The organism is Rhodococcus yananensis, from assembly GCF_020515525.1.
Classification (GTDB): Bacteria; Actinomycetota; Actinomycetes; order Mycobacteriales; family Mycobacteriaceae; genus Rhodococcus; species Rhodococcus yananensis.
Window position 1 is genome coordinate 1 of the sequence record NZ_JAIYEP010000059.1, and the last position, 19886, is coordinate 19886.

Genomic DNA, 19886 nt, shown 5'->3' on the forward strand with positions numbered 1-19886 from the left:
TGGGGTGGTCGCACCAAATAATATTGGCACTGACATTCATCGGCACACTGTTGAGTTCTCAAAGAACACGCACACACCATCACGTTCCGAACCGCATGTTCGAACCGCTCCGGGGCAACTGTTCCAGTCTAGACCGATCCGATCACGAGCGCAAACTCGCCTTCGGATCAAATCCAGGGGCGACGCGAAACCTTACCAGAAGGAATCGTGTCAGTTCAAACCGTCCGGCGCCTTCGTCCAACCTCGTTTTCCCGTACCTCGCGGTCCGGGTCGGTGTCCGTGTCGCTCTGACCTGGAATAAGTTACGCGAGGATGAACCGGAACACCAAATCGCCAGGTCAATGCTGGTTTTGCGCGTTCAGGGCACCCAGTACTTCTCCGCCAGGCGGTGTACGACGGGGTCGTCCTCGCCGACCTGATCGAGAAGCGCCAGATCCGCACGGATATCCATCAGGCGGGGATCGTCGCCTTCCGCGTCGGCGACCGGTCGCCCGCCGTCCTCACCACGTTGCCGGAGAATCTTGTCCCGCACACGTGCCTTCAGCGACTCGCTCATGTATCGAGCATGGTCGCCGGCGCCCGAGTTGTCGAGGACTCGTTGTCGGGGGTTCGGGCGGCCCTCGACCCGTCACCGATCGTCGCGGTTCCGGAACACCCGGATCGCGGTCGGAAGGACCACGATCAACGCTCCGACGATCAGGATCAGGGAGAAGATCTCCATCAACATGCCTCCATCATCCACGAATCACCCATCGGTTTCGACGATGCGTGAGAGCGCGTGAGGGAAGGAGAGGGTCGGTCACCGTAGATCCGCCGTGCCCGATCGCATCGGGTCCGGGAACGGGGAAGGCCCCCACCCGTCTGTTCGGGTGGAGGCCTTCCCTGTTGGAGCTGCCTGAGAGAATCGAACTCTCGACCTTTTCATTACGAGTGAAATGCTCTACCGACTGAGCTAAGGCAGCGTGCCGTTCGGCGTCCGAAGTCTAGCCGACACCCCCCCACTCGACGCAAACCGGCACGGTGATCAGCGAAAAGCCCCGCTGAGACGTGCGGCCATCGCCGCGAGCGCGAACCTCGGCTTGACGTTGCGGTCGAGTGCCTCGCGGCATTCGAGGATCGCTTCGATGCAGTCGAGAAGCCGTTCGGGACGGGTACGCGACGCCAGATCGAGTGCCCGCTCCGCCATGTCCGGGTGGTTCGGCGTCGTCGAAGCTCCGAACGAGCACGCCAATGCATCGCGGTACAGCCCGGCGAGGTCGACGAGGGCGCGGTCCATGATGTCGCGTTGTGTGCGGGTCCGGCGCGTCTTCTGTGTCTTCTCGAGCTCCTTGAGCATCCCCGCGGATCCGCGGAGTGCACCTGCGGCACCCTTGCCGGTTCCACCACCGCCCAGCGCGATCTTCAGTTCTTCGAGCTCTCGCTCGTCGCGGGCGGCACTGACGGCCGCGGTCTCGGCCTCGGCACGCGTCCCCAGATCATCCACCCCGCTGTAGGTCGTCGCGGGACGAAGGACGTCGTAGGCCAGCCCGAGCGCGCGTTTCCTGTTCTCGCGCGCCGTCTCGTCGGTGGCGAATCGGCGAGCCCTCCCCACATGACCGCCGCTGACGGACGCTGCCCACCGCGCCGCGCGCTCGTCGATGCCGTCCACGGTGCGGAGCACTCGGGCGATCGCGTCGACGGAAGGGGTGACGAGGCCGATGTGCCGACACCTCGACCGCAGCGTCACGGAGATGTCCTCCGGATCGACGGACGGTGCGCACAGCAGGAACACCGTGCGCTTGGACGGTTCCTCGACCGACTTGAGCAGGGCGTTCGCGGCTCCCTCGGTGAGCCGGTCGGCGTCCTCGACCACGACCACCTGCCACCGTCCGGTGGTGGGCTGCATGGACGCGACCTGCACGATGTCGCGGATCTCCTTGACGACGATGGTCAGCCCCTCGGGAACGACGCGGCGCACGTCCCCGTGGGTTCCGGCCATCGTGGTGGTGCAGGCATGACAACTCCCGCACCCGGGCATGTCGGGATCGGTGCACTGGAGTGCCGCTGCGAAGCACAGCGCCGCGATCGATCTCCCGGACCCGGGAGGACCCGTGAACAGCCACGAATGTGTCATGGCGGACCCCGGCTCGCCGGTGCGCGCGGCGGTTGCAGCGGCAACGAGTTCGGCCTCGACATCACGCTGACCGACGAGACGATCGAAGACACCCGGCATGGGGCCCAGCGTAGCGACGGGCTCGGACAACCCATCCGGGTGTCCGGAACGACCCGGACTCGGCACGGTGGCTCGTCACCTCGATGCAGGCACCGGGAGTTCTCTCCCGTCCTGCGCGTCCGCTCCTACTCGTCGGTGGCCTTCTTCGCGGCGGCCTTCTTGGCCGTCGCCGCCGTCTTCTTCGCCGCCGTCTTCTTCGCCGCCGTCTTCTTCGCCGCCGTCTTCTTCGCCGCCGTCTTCTTCGCCGCCGTCTTCTTGGCGGTCTTCTTCGCCGGACCCCGCGCGCGACGATCCGCGAGCAGTTCGGACGCGCGTTCGTCGGTGATCGTGCCGACTTCGTCGCCCTTTCGCAGGCTCGCGTTGGTCTCGCCGTCGGTGACATACGGACCGAATCGGCCGTCCTTGATCACCATCTGCTTCTCGCTGACGGGATCGACGCCGAGTTCCCGCAGGGGCGGTGTCGCAGCGGCCTGGCGCCCCCGTCGTTTCGGCTCGGAGTAGATCTTCAGCGCCTCGTCGAGCGTGACCGTGAACATCTGTTCCTCGGTCGCCAGCGATCGCGAATCGGTTCCCTTCTTCAGGTACGGGCCGTAGCGCCCGTTCTGAGCGGTGATCTCGTTGCCGCTCTCGGGGTCGACACCGACGACGCGCGGCAACGAGAGCAGTTTCAGCGCGTCCTCGAGGGTGACGGTCGCGATGTCCATCGACTTGAGCAGCGACGCGGTCGGCGGCTTCGGGCCGGCCACCTTCTTCGCGGCCTTCTTCGCCGGAGCCTTCTTCGCCGCCTTCTTCGCGGCGGTCTTCGTTGCCGTCGTCGCGCTGCCGTTGACGCCGTCGACCTCGCCCACCGGTACGGGCGTGACGTCGGGTTCCGGCTCGGGTTCGGGTTCGGGCAGCAACTCCGTCACGTACGGACCGAAGCGACCCTCCCGCGCGACGATGCGATTGCCGGTGACCGGGTTGGTGCCCAGCACCCGACCTTCCTGCGGAGTCGAGAACAGCTTCTCCGCGTATTCGAGAGTCAGTTCGTCGGGCGGTAGATCGTCGGGGAGGTTCGCGCGCTGCGAGATCGGATCGCCGTCCGGATCGTCGGGGTCGACGACCATGCGCTCCAGGTAGGGGCCGAACCGGCCCACCCGAACGTGGATCTCCCGGCCCTGCTCGTCGTCGAACAACCGGATGGAGTTGATCTCGCGGGCATCGATGTCCTCGAGGTTCTCTCCGACGAGCTTCTTGAGTCCGCCCTGGCGGGCCACCGAATCCTCTGCGCCGTGGTCGCCACCGAAGTAGAACCGCGACAACCAGTCGCTGCGTTGTTCGTGGCCGGCGGCGATCTCGTCGAGATCGTCCTCCATGCCCGCGGTGAAGTCGTAGTCGACGAGCTGCGCGAAATGCGCCTCGAGCAGTCCGATGACGGCGAACGCCACCCATGACGGAACCAGCGCGCTACCGCGCTTGTAGACGTAGCCGCGATCGAGGATCGTCTTGATGATCGACGCATACGTCGACGGCCGGCCGATGCCCAGTTCTTCGAGGGTCTTGATCAGGCTCGCCTCGGTGTAGCGGGCCGGCGGGTTCGTGGAGTGCCCGTCCGGGTCGAGTTTCGTCGCGGTGACCGCGGCCCCCTCACCCAGGTTCGGCAGTCGGGATTCGGCGTCGTCGGACTGGCCACCGGCCTCCTCGTCGACGCTCTCCACGTACGCCTCGAGGAACCCCGGGAAGGTGATCGTGCGGCCCGATGACGAGAAGGTGCACTTCTCGCCCGTCCCCGCGGTACCCGTGATCCGAATGGTCAGGGTGGTGCCGCGCGCGTCCGCCATCTGCGAGGCGACCGTGCGCTGCCAGATCAGTTCGTAGAGCCTGTACTCGTCGGCGTCCAGACGCGAATGCAACTCGCCCGGAGTGGCGAAGACGTCGCCCGCGGGCCGGATCGCCTCGTGGGCTTCCTGCGCGTTCTTGACCTTGCGGGTGTACTGGCGGGGTGTGGCGTGCACGTACTCTGCGCCGTACAACTGGGTGGCCTGCGACCGGGCCGCAGCGATCGCCGACTCCGACAGGGTCGTCGAGTCGGTACGCATGTATGTGATGTAGCCGTTCTCGTACAGGCGTTGCGCGATGCGCATCGTGCGCTCCGACGAGAACCGCAGCTTGCGGCCCGCCTCCTGCTGCAGCGTCGACGTCATGAACGGCGCGTACGGCTTGCGTGTGTACGGTTTGCTCTCGGCCGACGACACCGTCAGGTCGGCACCGGCGAGTGCCTCCGCCAGCCTCCGCGCGTACGCCTCGTCGAGTACGACGACTCCGGTGGATTTCAGTTTGCCGTCGGGACCGAAATCGCGGCCCGCTGCGACACGTGCACCGTCGACGGACACCAGACGTGCACCGAACGACCGGGGGCTCGCGTCGGCACCGGCGTCCATCGTCGCGGCGATGTCCCAGTACTCGGCGGACCGGAACGCCATGCGTTCGCGTTCGCGACGGACGATGACGCGGGTGGCGACGGACTGCACGCGGCCTGCGGACAGGCGCGGCATGACCTTCTTCCACAGCACGGGGCTGACCTCGTAGCCGTACAGCCGGTCGAGGATGCGGCGTGTCTCCTGGGCGTCGACCAGGTCGTTGTCGAGGTCACGGGTGTTCGCCGCGGCCGCCCGGATGGCCGGTTCGGTGATCTCGTGGAACACCATCCGGCGCACCGGCACCTTCGGTTTGAGTGTTTCCAGGAGGTGCCAGGCGATGGCTTCACCCTCGCGGTCGGGGTCGGTGGCGAGGTACAGCTCGTCGGCGTCCTTCAGGAGCGACTTGAGCTCGGTGACCTTCGACTTCTTGTCCGGGCTGACCACGTACAGCGGCTCGAAGTCGTGGTCGACGTCGACACCGAGGCGCGCCCACGACTCGCCCTTGTACTTCGCGGGGACGTCGGCCGCGCCGCGCGGCAGGTCCCGGATGTGCCCGACGGATGCCTCGACGACGTAGTTCCGTCCGAGGTAGGGCGCGATCTTCTTCGCCTTGGTCGGGGATTCGACGATGACGAGCCGACGCGTGCCCGACGTGTCGTCCGACGTGCTCTTCTCCCGTGCTGCCACCGTGCCGCCCGAACCTTCCCTGTTCGCTGCCATGTCCTGCTCTTCCGAAGACATGTATACCGACCTGTTCCCCCGACGCGGTCACACACAGGGTCGCACACCCGGAGCCGGCGGCTCGTCACATGTGGCGCTCAGGGTGCTGTTCGTGTGGCCAGATCGCGCGTGCGGCGGGGTCGTCCGGTGGTGCACCGAGACGCTCGGCGAGATGCCCGAGCCTGCGCGCACCCGATACCCACAGGCCCGGTCTCCCGTCGTGCGGGCTCACGAGGGTGGGTGCGATCCCGGCGCGCATCAGGGCGCGTGCCAGGGACGGAAAGGTCGCCGGGGATTCTGGGTCGAGGCCGAGGACGTACCGCACACCGTCCACCTCCATGTGTCCGGACGCGACGAACCACAGCCGAAGCGCCCCGGGACCCGGAACCCAGTCGTCGGGCACGTGTTTGGTGCCGTCACGGGTCCACCTGTCCACGAGCGCGACGAGCGATGCCGCCGGCTCGGTGTGCACGCGGAGGCCGTCCGGTTCGGTCGTGATGACCGAGGTCACCCCGAGCGCCCCGAGTCGACGAGTGATCTCGGACGCCCGCCAGGGCGCATCGACCGTCACGGTGAGTACCGCGCCGTCCGCGGTGAGGGCCACCGTGGCCGGTGCGGCGAGGAGACCGCCGATGTCGGGCAGCGCCGGAGGGACGGAGTCGACGCCGGCGAAGGACGGATGGTTCACGTTTCCACCTCCCACCGTTCCCGGTGCGGGCGGGCGCCTCGTACCGGTGGACGCCGCCCGAAATACACATCGTCCCCCATCACCGGCAGTGACAGGGGACGATGTGGAGTGTGTGGGGTCCGAAGTCCCCGGTACTCGTGTCGAGCGCCTCGAATCAGAGCGCGCGCACACCGGTGGCCTGGGGGCCCTTCGTGCCCTGGCCGACCTCGAACTCGACGCGCTGGTTCTCCTCGAGGGTGCGGAAGCCGCTGCCCTGGATCTCGGAGTAGTGAACGAACACGTCGGCGGAGCCGTCCTCGGGAGCGATGAAGCCGAAGCCCTTCTCCGCGTTGAACCACTTCACAGTGCCCTGTGCCATGCTTTTCCTTCTCTTTCTTACACCGGATTCGACGAACCGCCGGTGAGCGGTCCGCCAGGTCCCGGTTCCGACCGCTGTACTTCTCGAGTCCCCCACTGGAAGAGCTAAAGCACCGCGCTCGCAACCATCGATCCTGCGAGCGTGCACTTTCTCAAGTCACCGAACACAGAAGCTGCGACCGGTGTCAGTCAATCACGTTCCGGACGGCCGCAACAGTAGGAACGGCACAATCGTGCCGAAAATCCGATCTTGTAAGTCCCGTCGGTAGCATTACCCACGGGTACGCGTTGCACCCATGTTACGTCGCGGCGGGCACGGCCCGCACCGAAACCGACCCCGGAGTCCCCGTGACCAGCTCGTCCCGGCCCCACCTCGGCGGCGACCCGCACCCGGGCTACGGACGCGCCCTGCTCGACCGGGTCCTCGCGGGAACCCCGGACGACGAACACCCCCTCACTCACAGCCGGGAACGACCCGCCCGGCCCGCCCGGCACGCCGACTGGCCGGACTGGGCCGCGCCGAGTGTCGTCGACGCACTCCGCGCCGCCGGCGTGCGACGCCCCTGGACACACCAGGTCGAAGCCGCCGACCACGCCGCATCCGGTCGGCACGTGGTCGTGTCCACCGGCACCGCGTCGGGCAAGTCCGTCGCCTACCAGCTACCGGTTCTGACCGCGCTCGCCACCGATCCGCAGGCGACCGCCCTCTACCTGTCGCCGACGAAGGCTCTCGGTGCCGACCAGCTGCGCGCCGTCACGGAACTCACCGCCGAGTCCGGACCGGCCGGGGTCCATCCCTGCGCCTACGACGGGGACACATCGACCGATCTGCGACGCTGGGCCCGCAGCCACTCCCGCTGGGTGTTCACCAACCCCGACATGCTGCACCGCGCGCTGCTCCCCGGGCACGAACGGTGGGCGCGGCTCTTCCGCCGACTCCGGTACGTCGTCGTCGACGAGTGCCACGCCTACCGCGGCGTGTTCGGATCACACGTCGCCCTGGTGCTGCGCCGACTGCGCCGCGTCGCCGCGCACCACGGCTCCGATCCCGTCTTCGTCCTCGCGTCGGCCACCACCGCCGAACCCGGTGTCGCCGCCACCCGGCTGATCGGCGCCCCCTGCCGCGAGGTGACCGTCGACGGCTCCCCGCGCGGACCCGGCACCGTCGCGATGTGGGAACCACCGCTGCTGCGCGATGTCACCGGTGAACACGGGGCTCCGGTACGCCGGTCCGCGGGCAGCGAAGCCGCCCGGATTCTCGCCGACCTGGTCGTCGAAGGCGCGCGCACCCTCGCGTTCGTACGGTCCCGGCACGGTGCCGAACTCACCGCCCTCGGCGCGCGCGAACTGCTCGCCGACGCCGCGCCCGACCTGGTGGAGCGTGTCGCCGCGTACCGCGCCGGCTACCTCGCCGAGGATCGTCGCGCACTCGAGGAATCCCTCGACGACGGGCGACTGCTCGGCGTCGCCACCACCAACGCACTCGAACTCGGGGTCGACATCGCCGGACTCGACGCCGTGGTCGTCGCCGGATTTCCCGGCACCGTCGCCTCGTTCCGCCAGCAGGCCGGACGCGCCGGCAGACGCGGCCAGGGCTCCCTGGTCGTGCTCGTCGCCCGCGACGACCCGCTCGACACATACCTGGTCCACCACCCCGGTGCGCTGCTCGACCGACCCGTCGAAGGGGCCGTCATCGACCCGACCAACCCGTACGTGCTCGGACCACAGTTGCTGTGCGCCACCCTCGAGGTGCCTCTGTCCGACACCGAGGTCGACGCGTTCGACGCCCGTGACGTGCTCGCCGACCTCGCCGCACGCGGCCTGGTCCGGCATCGCCCCCGCGGCTGGTTCGCCGCACCCGACACGCATCCGCACTCGGATGTCGACATCCGCGGCGGAATCGGGCACCAGGTGGCGATCGTCGAGGGTGACACCGGTCGGATGCTCGGCACCGTCGAAGCCGGACGCGCACCCGCCACCGTGCATCCGGGTGCGGTACACCTGCACCGCGGGGAGAGCTTCATCGTCGACGAACTGCACCTCGACGACGGTGTCGCCCTCGTCCACGCCGAGGATCCGGACTGGTCGACGTGGGCGCAGGAGATCACCGACATCACGGTGACCTCCGTCGACGACCGCCGCGACCACGGCGCCGTCACGGTCGCGTATGCGTACGTCGAGGTGACCCACCGGGTGGTCGCCTATCTACGGCGGCTGCCCACGGGGGAGGTCCTCGACCGAACCGAACTCGACATGCCGGAGCACACCCTGCCGACCCGCGCGGTCGTGCTCACCGTCGACCCGGCGGTGCTCGACCGCATCGGACTCACCCCCGATCGCGTGCCCGGCACGCTGCACGCCGCCGAACACGCGGCGATCGGGTTGCTCCCCCTGATCGCCACGTGTGATCGCAGCGACATCGGCGGCGTGTCCACCGATCTGCACGCCGACACCGGGTTGCCCACCGTGTTCGTCCACGACGGACAACCCGGCGGTGCCGGGTTCGCCGAACGTGGCTTCGAGCGGATCGCCGAGTGGCTCACCGCCACCCGTGACGCGGTCGCCGCGTGCGACTGCGCCACGGGATGTCCGTCGTGCGTGCAGTCCCCCAAGTGCGGGAACGGCAACGCCCCCCTCGACAAGGCCGGTGCGCTCGCGCTGCTGACGGCGGTACTCGACGAGATCGGCGGATGCTGAGCCCGTCGTCATCCGCGCGCGGGACCGGCCCGCGCGATCGCTGTTGCGTCGCGTCCACCGAACACCGGCGACGTCGGTGCCGCGGTCTCGACCACCGCATCCCACCCGCGGATCTCGCAGCGCACCACCCGCACCCGCATTCGCCCGGCGACCGCGTCTGCGCGCGTGCACGCCGACATCGCACCGCGGTCGAGGGCGGCGGCGACCGCGAGCGCCGCGAGATCCGCGGCCGCCTGCGCCCGGTGCCGGGTGGCCACCACGCTGCCCGCGTGGACGACGAGCGCGGCCACCACCGTGAGCGCCGCCATCACCGCACACCCGACGATGCTCGCAGCACCCCGGTCGTCACCCCGCGTCGCCGACGACCGCGTCACCGTTCACCTCCGGTTCCACCGCGGCGACCGCATCGGCGGTCAACGTCACCATCGGCAGCAGCGGCCCGTCGACGGTGACGGTCGCAACGACCAGGTCACCGTCGGTCCGTACCTCGATGCTCGCGCCGCTGGGTGCGACCCGGGCGGCCACCTCGACCGCCCGGGTCCCGTCACCACGCGCGGCGAGCCGGGCCGCTTCCCTCGCGGCGTCCTGGCATCGCACCTGATGCGACACACTCAGCACCGCACCGAGACACAACACGAGTACCGCCACGATCGACGCCGACGCGAACGCCGCCTCGACGGTGACGCCCCCGGCGTCGTCCCGCAACCGCCGCATCACACCGAGGTGTTGAGTGCGCGCTCGACGATGCCGGTCAATGCCGACACGATGCTGTCGCCGGTGACGACGGTGTACAACACCGCGCCGAACGCCGCCGCGGCGATCGTGCCGATGGCGTACTCGGCAGTGGACATGCCGTCGTCGTCCACGACACTCCCCACGATGCGACGCGTGAACTCCGCCGGCACCTTTCCGGAACCGAATCCGATGAACACGATCCACCTCCCTTCCCCTGTCGACACGGACGGTCCGTGTCGACTCACAGCAACCCCGCTCCGAGGACGTCCCCGGCGAGGCCGACAACGACCGGCACGATGCCGAGGCATACGAATGCCGGCAGAAAACACAACCCGAGTGGACCGCTGACGAGCACCCCTGCCCGTTCGATGTCCGCGGCCACACGGTCCTCGTTCTCCGCTCGACGTCGCACCGCGAGTTCTGCGACGCTCTCCGACAGGGGCGCACCGGATCTCGCGGAACGGCGTGCTGCCCGCGCGAAGTCGACGAGCGGGCCGTCGTCCACGTCACCCCACGCGTCCGCGGGGTCGGCGCCGAGCTTGAGCCGGTCGGCGCCGAGTCGCAACGCCGCCGCCAGTTCGGTCGGCGCCGAACCGGCGACCACCTCGGCCGCGGCCGCCGTGGGCATGCCCGCGCGCAGACACGCGGCGAACAGATCGAACGATGCGGCGACGGCGTGCGGGTCGGGCGCATCGATCGACGCGGTCGACGCGGGTGTCGCGACCGTGTCGACCGCGACACGCAGTCGTCGCGACGCAGTCTCCGGCAGCAGACACAGCGCGGCGGCGAGACACAGTGGCACCGCGGGGCCGATCGTCGACACGATCACCTGCCCACCCGCGCCGCGATGTGGTCGCTCCAGAGCAGACCCGCACAGGTCAGGCACGTCCCGAGGACCAGCAGAATCGTTCCGGGTCCGTCACCGAGGAGCACGTCCACCGGGTCGGCGCCCATGAGTTCACCGAGGACCACGCCGAGCCCGGGGAGCGCGGCCAGCACCGTCGCGGTCGCGCGGGCACCGGCGAGCCCCGCCTCGGTGCGGGCGCGCACGCGCATTCGGGCCGCGAGATCCGCGCGGGCGGCGTCGAGGAGTTCGGCCAGTGCGAGTCCGTGCTCGTCGGACACCGACCACGCATCGGCCACCCTCGTCAGGCTCTCCCCGATTCCCGAGGGGTCGGATCCTGCTGCGGCGGCACGGAACCCTTCCGACGCGGAACCACCGAGCCGTGCGCGCGCCGCGGCGCTCCGGAATGCGTCCGAGGCCGGTCCGGTCGTGTCCCGACAGGCCGTGTCGCACGCGTCCGCGGGATGTGCGCCCACCCGCAGTTCGGCGACGACCGATTCGAGTCCGGTCATCAACATGCGGCGGTCGACGGCGATCCGGGTGACGCGGCGATTCCGTCGGCGGCGCAGCAGCACGGTCGCGGCGAGGACGGCCGTCGTGAGGGCCGGTCCGGCCCCGAGGAACACCGCGGCGGTCACCGCTGCCACCGCAAGTACGGTGTCGCGTTGCGGATCGCGGTGCGCGACACCGACCGGGACGGTTCGCGACGATCCGATCCGTGACCGTGTGATCCGTTCGGCAGCACCGGATCCGGGTGCGATGAGCACAGCCGCGGCGAGGCACAGCATCGGTGCGGTCATCGCGAGTTCTCCCGCCGCTGGAGCAGGGCCTCGAGGCGGGCGGCGCCGGGGCCGGGACCATCGGTGAGGGTCCATGCGGGGACGACGGCCACTCCCGCCGACGGATCACGTTCGACGAGCCCTATCTCGACGAGCCTCCTTGCGCCACCGGGGTTTCGGTGCACGTGCAGGATCACCTGGACGGCAGCGACCAGTTGACTGTGCAGGGCTGCGCGGTCGAGTCCGCCGAGCGCCGCCAATGCCTCGAGCCGCGCCGGTACCTCGTCGGGTGCGTTCGCGTGGACGGTGCCGGCTCCCCCGTCGTGGCCGGTGTTGAGGGCGGTCAGCAGATCGACGACCTCGCCGCCGCGTACCTCTCCGACGACGATCCGGTCGGGCCGCATCCGAAGGGCCTGCCGGACGAGGTCGCGCACGGTGACCTCCCCGACGCCTTCGACGTTGGGTGCCCGCGCGACGAGCCGCACCACGTGGGGATGGTCGGGAACGAGTTCGGCGGCGTCCTCCACGCACACGATGCGTTCGCCGGGGTCGACCGCGCCGAGCAGCGCGGCCAGGAGCGTGGTCTTGCCGGCACCCGTTCCACCGACGACGAGGAACGCCAGGCGGGCCCGGACGGTGCGGAGCAGCAGCCGGTATGCGTCGGGGTCCACGGCTCCGCGGTCGCGGAGCGCCTCGAGCCCCTGCGTTGCCGGGCGCAGCACCCGCAGCGACAGGCAGGTGCCGCCCTGCGCGACCGGTGCGAGCACCGCGTGCAGGCGCACCCCGAACTGCCCGTGGCCGGGCAGGCGACCGTCGACCCAGAGTTGGGCGTCGTCGAGGCGGCGCCCCGCGAACAGGGCGAGGCGCTGAGCGAGCCGGCGCACGGCGGCTTCGTCCGGAAAGGTCACGGTGGTCGGTTCGAGACCGTGACCGCGGTCCACCCACACGCGGTCGGGTGCGGTGACGAGCACATCGGTGACGTCCGGGTCGGCGAGCAACACCTCGAGGGGGCCCGCACCGGTGAGTTCCGTCTGCAGGTGGCGCAGAGCCGCGAGGAGATCCGAGTCTCCGAGCACACCGCCGGCCTCGGCGCGCAGCGCCGCCGCGACACGCGCGGGCGTGGGTTCGCCGGGTTCGGCGGCGAGCCGGTCGCGGACCCGGTCGAGCAGGGCCGCGCCGACCACGGAGGACGTTTCGGTGGTCATGCCGCGCGTCCCACCGGGTCGTGGCCGAGTGTGTCGAGCACGGCGGCTGCGGCGGCGAGCAGCGGCGACCGTCGACGCAACCGGAGTCCGCCGCGTTCGAGTGATTCCGCAAGTCCCGGCTGCGGACGCATCGCGGCGAGCAACGGGAGCCCGGTGACGTCGGCGACGTCGACGGAGCGCAGCCCGCCGGGTGCGGGGCCGCGCACCACGATGCCGGCCTCGGTGGTGCGGTCGACGAGCCAACCGGCCGCCCGCACAGCGGACAGTGCGGCACCGACCCGGGCCTGGGTGACGATCACGGTGAGGTCGGCGGCGTCGACGGCGGTGTCGGCGAGTTCGCCGAAGGACCGGCCGACGTCGCAGACCACGGTGGCACCGGCTCCGCGTGCGGCATCGAGGACGGCGGCGAGCGCCGGGGCACCGGGTGCTCCGGACCCGGGCTCACCGGAGAGGACACCGAGTCGCGGGGTCCACCGGGGGACGGCGTCGAGGAGCGCGCGGGCGGAGATTCTGCCGCTGTCGACGGTCAGTCCGGGCCACCGGACGCCGGGACGCTCCTCGAGGCCGGCGAGGACGTCGAGGCCGGCACCGAACGGGTCGGCATCGACGAGCAGTGCGGTGGCGGCGCGGTCGAGTGCGGCCGTCCACGCGAGTGCCGCGGCCAGGGTGGACGCGCCCGCACCGCCTGCGCCTCCGACGACGGCGATGACCGTGCCGGTGTCGCGCCAGGGTTCGGCCGCCGCCGCGAGGACGGCGAGCAGTTCGACTTCGTCGTCGGGTAGTCCGAGGACGTGTTCGGCTCCGATCGTGGCTGCGGCCTGCCAGTCGGCGAGACCGGCGGCACCGGCACAGACCAGGACGATGCCGGCGCGACGGGGCAGGGTGTCGGCGCACGCGACCGCGGTGCCGCTGTCGACGACGATCACCGGTGCGTCCAGCCACCGGCGGCGGGGCACGGGCGGCGCGGTTTCGCCGAGTGTGCGGTCGGCTGCGGCGGCGACCCGGCGGAGTCCGTCGAGCAGTGCGTCGTCGCCGACGAGCGCGAGGATGTCGTTCATGGCGTCCAGGGTGCGCTGCCGACGGATCGTCGAATGGGGTCGGAGGCGGGTTTCGACGGGTCCTGTGGATGAATCGGGGGCCTGTGGACAACTCGGGTCCGCGGGGTGTCCGTGCGACGGTGTGCCGGACACGCTCGGGCACAATGTCGCGCTCCGTCGAGGGTGGCGACCGGATCGGGCGCAGGCGCCCCGGACCCCCGGAATCCACATCGGAAGAGAGGACGACCCTCGCCAGGGGGGGGAGGAGGCGAGGGTCGTCGGCGTTCAGCCCCGGGGGGTCGGGCTGAACACGACCTGGATGAATCCAGGCGTCACAGATACTACACCGGACATGCAGGTTGTTTGCAAGTTCAAGTAGTCGTCGCGTGTGCCGTGTCGTGAAACCGCCCCGAACGGCCACAGGTCACACCGGGGACACGAGCGGCACCGCGACACATACGAGCGAGCCTTCCGGCCCTATGGTGGTGCTCGTGACGGACGCGACCTCCGGACGCATCGCAGCGTTCTTCGACCTGGACAAGACGATCATCGCCCGGTCGAGCATCCTCGCGTTCAGCAGACCCTTCTTCCACGAGGGTCTGCTGGATCGCCGGACGCTGCTCACGAGCAGCTACGCGCAGCTGCTGTACGTGCTGACGGCAGCGGACCACGATCGTGTCGACCGGATGCGGGAGCACATCGCACGGATGTGCGCGGGGTGGGACGTCGAGCAGATCCGGTCGATCGTGGCGGAGACCCTCGACGAGGTGGTCATGCCGCTGGTGTTCGCGGAGGCGCGGGATCTGATCGCCGATCATCGCAGCCGGGGGCACGACGTGATCATCGTGTCGGCGTCCGGGGAGGAGATCGTCGCACCGATCGCGCGGGCCCTCGGTGCCACCCGCGGGGTGGGGAGCCGGATGCGCATCGTCGACGGCCGCTACACGGGCGAACTCGACTTCTACTGCTTCGGAGAGACGAAGGCCGCGGCGGTCGCAGACCAGGCGCGGCTCCACGGCTACGATCTGGCACTCGGTTACGCGTACTCGGATTCGATCACCGACGTACCGATGCTGAGGTCCGTCGGACACGCCCGCGCGGTCAACCCCGATCGGGCGCTACGGCGCTACGCAATCGAGAACGACTGGCCGGTAATGACTTTCGAGCGCCCCGTCCCGTTGGCCCGGAGTCTCCGGAGACCGGAACGGGCGCTGCCCGCCCTCGTGGCGGCACTGTCGGCGACCGTGGCACTCGTCGGCGCGACCATGTACGTGGTGGGTCGCAGACGGGCCTGATCACCCGACCACGTGCCTTCCGTCGCACTCCGGAACTGGGTCTTGCCGAGTCCGAATCCACGGGGTACAAATGAGTTACGGAAGAACGGAAGGCCAAGAGCGAATCGGAAGAGAAGGTTCGATCTCCCGACCGGTCTTCCCAGCACGGGAACCGAGTACCCACGCGGAGCCAATGCCACTATAAGGGCGAAAGCGTTGTGGGCTTGCGAGTTCCGGGTTTTCGTGAGGCGAGCGCCTCGCACCCGTTGCGAGGAACGAACCTACGATACGCGGATCATCGCCGAGGCCGTTGACACACAACCACTATTGCACGCATGGTAACGCGGCCCCCCGTGCTGGCGGGTGGTGACGTCGACGAAGGTCGACGGGGCCACCCGCTTTTGCTGCCCGGTCCAGCATACACCGACGATCGGGAGTCGGCGCGGTATTTCGGTGCGGGTCAGTAATTTCCGCGAGTCAGGAACGTCAGCGGATCAGGATGCACCGCCGAATGCCTCGGCGATGGACATCGCCTCCCGCGCTCCCGCCTCCAACGCATCGCAGCATCGGATCACCCAGCTTCCGACCCCCGCCTCGGTGCCCGACGCGAATCCGTCGATCCCGTCGCGGTACGCCTGCGGGCGACGCATCCACGTCACCTCGGGGACCCCCAGATTGTGGGTGTCCAGTCCGCTGGCGACGCACACCAACCGCGATGCGGCACGGGCCACGACACCGTCACCGATCCCGAACGGACGGAGCGCGCAGAGTTCGCCGTGCACGATCGCCGCCAGCACCGGAGCCGGCGCCTTCGTGCCCCCGGTGACGAGCTGCGCGAGCCCGTCGAGTCGCTCGGCCACCCCGGGTGCCGACCGGGGACGCCCGAGGAGTTCCGCATCGTCGACCAGATCGGCCGCTGCCAGCAGATGCAGCCGCGCCAGTGCCTGCAGCGGTGCCCGCTGCCACGTGGACACCTGGATCCCCAACGCATCGCCGTCGAGAGCCTGCGCCACCCGCAACGCCCCCGACAGGATCGGGTCTCCGGTCTCCCCGGGCGGAGGTAGTTCGGTGGAACCACCGTCGATCGCGGCGGACGCACGCGCGGCCCGGACCGACGCCTCCGCTGCGGTGTTCGGCCAGCCACGCCGGTTGGTGCGGTGGCGGTGGACCTCGGCGATCGCATCGCGCGCGCGGTCGGACGCGGCACGCACGCCGGGAAGATCGAGCAGGGGCTGGAGCGGATCGGTCACGGCCCGACGGTACCGGCCATCGGGATGCAGCGGTTCGGGCAGGTCCATTCACCGCACCCACCGACCACACGTCGCGCCGGAACGACCCTTCGGCGCAAGTGACCAGGTTGCAGCCCGATGCAACGGTGCGATCCGCGTCACAGGTGACTACGCTCACTGGGGCCAGAATGTTTGCGTCAACCGGAAAGAGGCCCCGCATCATGACGAGCGCAGCCCAGGACCACGAACAGCAGGTGTTCCCCCCGAGCCCGGAGTTCGCCGCGACCGCCAACGCCGGTCCCGAGCTCCAGGCCGCGGCCGACGCCGACCGCCTCGCGTTCTGGGCCACCCAGGCGCAGCGACTCGACTGGGCCACACCGTTCACCGAGGTCCTCGACTGGTCCGATGCACCCGTGGCGAAGTGGTTCGTCGGCGGCAGGCTCAACGTCGCCTACAACTGCGTCGACCGTCACGTCGAAGCCGGCAACGGTGACCGCGTCGCCATCGCATTCGAAGGCGAACCCGGCGACAGCCGGTCCCTGACCTACAACGACCTGCTCGCCGAGGTCTCCCGGGCCGCCAACACCTTCACCGAGCTGGGCCTCGTGGCCGGCGACCGTGTCGCCATCTACATGCCGATGATCCCCGAAGCGATCATCACGATGCTCGCCTGTGCCCGCCTCGGCCTGACCCACTCCGTGGTCTTCGGTGGCTTCTCCGCGACCGCGCTGCGCTCCCGCATCGACGACGCCGAAGCGAAACTGCTGGTCACCGTCGACGGCCAGTGGCGCCGCGGTGCCCCCGCGCCCCTGAAGACCGCCGCCGACGAGGCCGTCACCGGCGCCGAATCCATCGAACACGTCCTGGTCGTCCGCCGCACCGGCATCGACGTCGACTGGACCGACGGCCGGGACCTGTGGTGGCACGAGACGGTCGAGAAGGCCTCCCCGACACACACCCCCGAGGCGTTCGACGCCGAACACCCCCTGTTCATCCTCTACACGTCCGGCACCACCGGAAAGCCCAAGGGCATCGTCCACACCTCCGGCGGCTATCTCACCCAGGCCGCGTACACCCACCACTACGTCTTCGACCACAAGCCCGGCCAGGACGTGTACTGGTGCACCGCCGACATCGGCTGGGTCACCGGACACTCCTACATCGTGTACGGGCCGCTGGCCAACGGCGTCACCCAGGTCGTGTACGAGGGCACGCCCAACTCCCCGAACGAGCACCGCCACTTCGAGATCATCGAGAAGTACGGCGTGTCGATCTACTACACCGCGCCCACCCTCATCCGCACGTTCATGAAGTGGGGTCGGGAGATCCCCGACGCCCACGACCTGTCCTCGATCCGGTTGCTCGGCAGTGTCGGGGAACCGATCAACCCGGAGGCCTGGCGTTGGTACCGCGAGGTCATCGGAGCGAACTCGGCCCCCATCGTGGACACCTGGTGGCAGACCGAGACCGGCGCGATCATGATCTCCCCGCTGCCGGGGGTCACCGCCACCAAGCCCGGCTCCGCGATGGCGCCGCTGCCCGGCATCTCCGCGAAGATCGTCGACGACGAGGCGAACCCCCTGGGCAACGGCGGCAACGGCTACCTCGTCCTCGACCAGCCCTGGCCGTCGATGCTCCGCGGGATCTGGGGCGACATGGAGCGGTACAGGGACACCTACTGGGCCCGCTACGCCGAGCAGGGCTGGTACTTCGCCGGGGACGGCGCCAAGTACGACGACGACGGTGCGTTGTGGGTGCTCGGCCGCGTCGACGACGTCATGAATGTCTCCGGACACCGCATCTCCACCTCCGAGGTCGAGTCCGCACTCGTATCGCACCCGTCGATCGCCGAGGCCGCCGTGGTCGGTGCCTCCGACGAGACCACCGGGCAGGGCATCGTCGCGTTCGTGATCCTGCTCGAACACGTCGCCGACACCGGCGATCAGTTGATCAAGGAGTTGCGCGAGCACGTCGCGGTGGAGATCTCCCCGATCGCCAAGCCCCGGCAGATCACGGTCGTGCCAGAGTTGCCGAAGACCCGGTCGGGCAAGATCATGCGGCGTCTGTTGCGCGACGTCGCGGAAGGTCGAGAGCTGGGCGACACCTCCACCCTGGTCGACCCCAAGGTCTTCGACGCGATCCGCGGCAGCGCCGGCTGACGGCCGGCCCCACGACTCGGCGGCGTCCATCCGGGAGTTCCGGGTGGGCGCCGCCGTGTCGTGCCGGAGTCGTCATGCGTGTCGGGATTCAGACCTCGTCGAGTTCCTTGTCGCGGGTCTCCTTCACCACCAGCAGCGCAACGAACGTGAGCGCCGCCGCGACCAGCAGGTAGATCCCGACCCAGCCCACACCGTGGGTGGTGGCGAGCCACGTCGCGATGAACGGCGCGACGGCTGCGCCGAGAATGCTCGAGACGTTGTAGGCGATCCCCGATCCGGTGTACCGGACGTTGGTGGGGAACAGTTCGGGCAGGATCGCGCTCTGCGGGCCGAACGTCAGACCCATCAGGAGCATGCCCACGATCAGGAAGACCAGCATCCGGCCCGACGACATGCCGTCGGCCGACAGCAGCACCGAGAAGCACAGACCGAACACCATGATCGCACCCGTGACGACAAGCAACGTGATGCGTCGACCGTAACGATCCGCGAGCCACCCCGCGACCGGGACGGCACCCGCGAAGAACAGCACCGCGACGAGCTGGAGGACGAGGAAGTCCGAGTACGCGAAGCCGACACCGTGGCCGCCCTCCGCCGGGGTCCTGCCCGTCCCGAAGCTGAGCACCCACGTCGTCATCAGGTAGAAGAGCGTGTAGGTGGCGAGCATGACGAACGTTCCGATGATCAGCTGCCGCCAGCTGCTGCGGAACACCTCGGCGAGCGGCGTCTCGACCTTCTTGCCGTCGGCGACGGCCTTGGCGAACACCGGCGTCTCCTCGAGCTTCAACCGCACGTAGAGACCGAGGATGACCATGATCGCGCTGAGCAGGAACGGAATGCGCCAACCCCACTCGAGGAAGGCACCGGAGAGGTCCGGGTCGCCGTTGTCGTGGCCGAGCACCAACGTGATGATCAGGAACAGGCCGTTCGCCAGGATGAATCCGATCGGGGCGCCGAGCTGCGGCCACATGGCGGCCCAGGCGCGTTTGCCGGGGGCCGCCGTCTCCGTGGCGAGCAGCGCCGCCCCCGACCATTCGCCGCCGAGCCCCAGTCCCTGGCAGAACCGCATGAGCGCGAGCAACGCGGGGGCGATGAGCCCGGCCTGATGGTAGGTGGGCAGCAGGCCGATCAGGAACGTGGCGATACCCATCGTCAGGAGCGAACCGACGAGGGTCGCCTTGCGGCCGATGCGGTCACCGAAGTGACCGAACAGCACCGATCCCACCGGACGGGCGACGAACGCGATCCCGAACGTCGCCAGGGACGCCAGCAGTGCGGTCGTGTCGTTCCCCGACGGGAAGAACAGGTGGGGGAAGACCGACACGGCGGCCGTCGCATAGATGTAGAAGTCGTAGAACTCGATCGAGGTACCGACCATGCTGGCGACGACGATGCGACTGCGCGGGACTCCGGCGACGGTCGCCCCGTCGTCACCCTTGACGGCAACGGGCGTACTCACGTGGCAACTCCAAAGAATGCGTTCAAAAGATAAGACTTGATTCCCAATCAGTAGGATAGTGAACACTGTAGGTCAGACCTACAGCAAATCGG

The 19886-nt window shown here is 69.3% G+C and carries 17 protein-coding genes and 1 tRNA gene; 3 read left to right on the plus strand and 15 right to left on the minus strand.

The features are described from left to right. Positions 1 to 358 precede the first annotated feature (358 nt). The 6 genes from LDQ05_RS14415 to LDQ05_RS14440 form a co-directional block, all read right to left on the minus strand. Complete coding sequence (locus tag LDQ05_RS14415; RefSeq protein WP_226437649.1) at positions 359 to 556, minus strand: hypothetical protein; 198 nt, start codon at positions 554 to 556, stop codon at positions 359 to 361. Positions 557 to 886: 330 nt separating this feature from the next. Next, positions 887 to 962, minus strand: a tRNA-Thr gene (locus LDQ05_RS14420). A 62-nt stretch (positions 963 to 1024) separates the two neighbouring features. After that, complete coding sequence (locus tag LDQ05_RS14425) at positions 1025 to 2212, minus strand: DNA polymerase III subunit delta' (protein ID WP_226437650.1); 1188 nt, start codon at positions 2210 to 2212, stop codon at positions 1025 to 1027. Between the two features lie 125 nt (positions 2213 to 2337). Next, positions 2338 to 5331 (minus strand): type I DNA topoisomerase, encoded by a 2994-nt coding sequence (gene topA / locus LDQ05_RS14430; RefSeq protein ID WP_264185068.1) that lies wholly within the window; start codon positions 5329 to 5331, stop codon positions 2338 to 2340. 85 nt (positions 5332 to 5416) lie between these two features. Continuing rightward, entirely contained in the window at positions 5417 to 6019 is a 603-nt protein-coding gene (locus tag LDQ05_RS14435) for a hypothetical protein (RefSeq protein WP_226437651.1), read from the minus strand. Between the two features lie 154 nt (positions 6020 to 6173). Continuing rightward, on the minus strand, positions 6174 to 6377 hold the full coding sequence (locus LDQ05_RS14440; RefSeq protein WP_003935252.1) for a cold-shock protein: 204 nt from the start codon (positions 6375 to 6377) through the stop codon (positions 6174 to 6176). A gap of 347 nt (positions 6378 to 6724) precedes the next feature. Between LDQ05_RS14440 and sftH the strand changes: the two genes are divergently transcribed. Further along, positions 6725 to 9073 carry a DEAD/DEAH box helicase gene (gene sftH, locus LDQ05_RS14445; protein WP_226437652.1) on the plus strand — a complete coding sequence of 783 codons (2349 nt, stop codon included), beginning with the start codon at positions 6725 to 6727 and terminating at the stop codon, positions 9071 to 9073. A gap of 8 nt (positions 9074 to 9081) precedes the next feature. Here sftH and LDQ05_RS14450 read toward each other — a convergent pair whose 3' ends face one another. From LDQ05_RS14450 to ssd, 7 genes are all read right to left on the minus strand, one after another. Continuing rightward, positions 9082 to 9447: an Rv3654c family TadE-like protein gene (locus LDQ05_RS14450; RefSeq protein WP_226437653.1), complete on the minus strand. Its 366-nt coding sequence runs from the start codon at positions 9445 to 9447 to the stop codon at positions 9082 to 9084. Further along, positions 9419 to 9787 carry a TadE family type IV pilus minor pilin gene (locus LDQ05_RS14455; RefSeq protein ID WP_226437654.1) on the minus strand — a complete coding sequence of 123 codons (369 nt, stop codon included), beginning with the start codon at positions 9785 to 9787 and terminating at the stop codon, positions 9419 to 9421. Before LDQ05_RS14455 ends, LDQ05_RS14450 begins: the two co-directional genes overlap by 29 nt. Continuing rightward, positions 9787 to 9978 carry a DUF4244 domain-containing protein gene (locus LDQ05_RS14460; protein WP_372461122.1) on the minus strand — a complete coding sequence of 64 codons (192 nt, stop codon included), beginning with the start codon at positions 9976 to 9978 and terminating at the stop codon, positions 9787 to 9789. Before LDQ05_RS14460 ends, LDQ05_RS14455 begins: the two co-directional genes overlap by 1 nt. Before the next feature lie 71 nt (positions 9979 to 10049). Then, positions 10050 to 10631 (minus strand): type II secretion system F family protein, encoded by a 582-nt coding sequence (locus LDQ05_RS14465; RefSeq protein ID WP_372461123.1) that lies wholly within the window; start codon positions 10629 to 10631, stop codon positions 10050 to 10052. 2 nt (positions 10632 to 10633) lie between these two features. Then, positions 10634 to 11452, minus strand: a complete 819-nt coding sequence (locus LDQ05_RS14470) for a type II secretion system F family protein (protein WP_226437656.1) — start codon at positions 11450 to 11452, stop codon at positions 10634 to 10636. Continuing rightward, the gene (locus LDQ05_RS14475) at positions 11449 to 12636 is read right to left on the minus strand and encodes a TadA family conjugal transfer-associated ATPase (RefSeq protein WP_226437657.1); all 1188 of its coding nucleotides are present in this window, start codon (positions 12634 to 12636) and stop codon (positions 11449 to 11451) included. Before LDQ05_RS14475 ends, LDQ05_RS14470 begins: the two co-directional genes overlap by 4 nt. Next, a complete protein-coding gene (gene ssd, locus LDQ05_RS14480; protein ID WP_226437658.1) occupies positions 12633 to 13694 on the minus strand; it encodes a septum site-determining protein Ssd in 1062 nt (353 codons plus the stop codon). The genes LDQ05_RS14475 and ssd overlap by 4 nt, the downstream gene beginning before the upstream one ends. Before the next feature lie 458 nt (positions 13695 to 14152). Between ssd and LDQ05_RS14485 the strand changes: the two genes are divergently transcribed. Then, complete coding sequence (locus LDQ05_RS14485; RefSeq protein WP_372461120.1) at positions 14153 to 14968, plus strand: HAD-IB family hydrolase; 816 nt, start codon at positions 14153 to 14155, stop codon at positions 14966 to 14968. 473 nt (positions 14969 to 15441) lie between these two features. On the opposite strand, the gene LDQ05_RS14490 is transcribed toward LDQ05_RS14485, so the two are convergent. Next, on the minus strand, positions 15442 to 16197 hold the full coding sequence (locus tag LDQ05_RS14490; RefSeq protein ID WP_226437660.1) for a Fic family protein: 756 nt from the start codon (positions 16195 to 16197) through the stop codon (positions 15442 to 15444). 200 nt (positions 16198 to 16397) lie between these two features. Between LDQ05_RS14490 and acs the strand changes: the two genes are divergently transcribed. After that, positions 16398 to 18335, plus strand: a complete 1938-nt coding sequence (acs, locus tag LDQ05_RS14495) for an acetate--CoA ligase (protein WP_226437661.1) — start codon at positions 16398 to 16400, stop codon at positions 18333 to 18335. 88 nt (positions 18336 to 18423) lie between these two features. Here the strand turns inward: acs and LDQ05_RS14500 are convergent, their stop codons facing one another. After that, positions 18424 to 19713 carry an MFS transporter gene (locus LDQ05_RS14500; protein WP_226437671.1) on the minus strand — a complete coding sequence of 430 codons (1290 nt, stop codon included), beginning with the start codon at positions 19711 to 19713 and terminating at the stop codon, positions 18424 to 18426. Positions 19714 to 19886 lie beyond the last annotated feature (173 nt).

Bases quoted from the DNA above. Each gene is read 5' to 3' on its own strand.
- topA (WP_264185068.1), bottom strand. From the start codon at position 5,331: ATGGCAGCGAACAGGGAAGGTTCGGGCGGCACGGTGGCAGCACGGGAG.
- LDQ05_RS14485 (WP_372461120.1), top strand. From the start codon at position 14,153: ATGGTGGTGCTCGTGACGGACGCGACCTCCGGACGCATCGCAGCGTTC.
- LDQ05_RS14440 (WP_003935252.1), bottom strand. From the start codon at position 6,377: ATGGCACAGGGCACTGTGAAGTGGTTCAACGCGGAGAAGGGCTTCGGC.
- LDQ05_RS14475 (WP_226437657.1), bottom strand. From the start codon at position 12,636: ATGACCACCGAAACGTCCTCCGTGGTCGGCGCGGCCCTGCTCGACCGG.
- LDQ05_RS14455 (WP_226437654.1), bottom strand. From the start codon at position 9,787: ATGCGGCGGTTGCGGGACGACGCCGGGGGCGTCACCGTCGAGGCGGCG.
- acs (WP_226437661.1), top strand. From the start codon at position 16,398: ATGACGAGCGCAGCCCAGGACCACGAACAGCAGGTGTTCCCCCCGAGC.
- LDQ05_RS14415 (WP_226437649.1), bottom strand. From the start codon at position 556: ATGAGCGAGTCGCTGAAGGCACGTGTGCGGGACAAGATTCTCCGGCAA.
- LDQ05_RS14425 (WP_226437650.1), bottom strand. From the start codon at position 2,212: ATGCCGGGTGTCTTCGATCGTCTCGTCGGTCAGCGTGATGTCGAGGCC.
- ssd (WP_226437658.1), bottom strand. From the start codon at position 13,694: ATGAACGACATCCTCGCGCTCGTCGGCGACGACGCACTGCTCGACGGA.
- LDQ05_RS14470 (WP_226437656.1), bottom strand. From the start codon at position 11,452: ATGACCGCACCGATGCTGTGCCTCGCCGCGGCTGTGCTCATCGCACCC.
- LDQ05_RS14500 (WP_226437671.1), bottom strand. From the start codon at position 19,713: ATGGTCGGTACCTCGATCGAGTTCTACGACTTCTACATCTATGCGACG.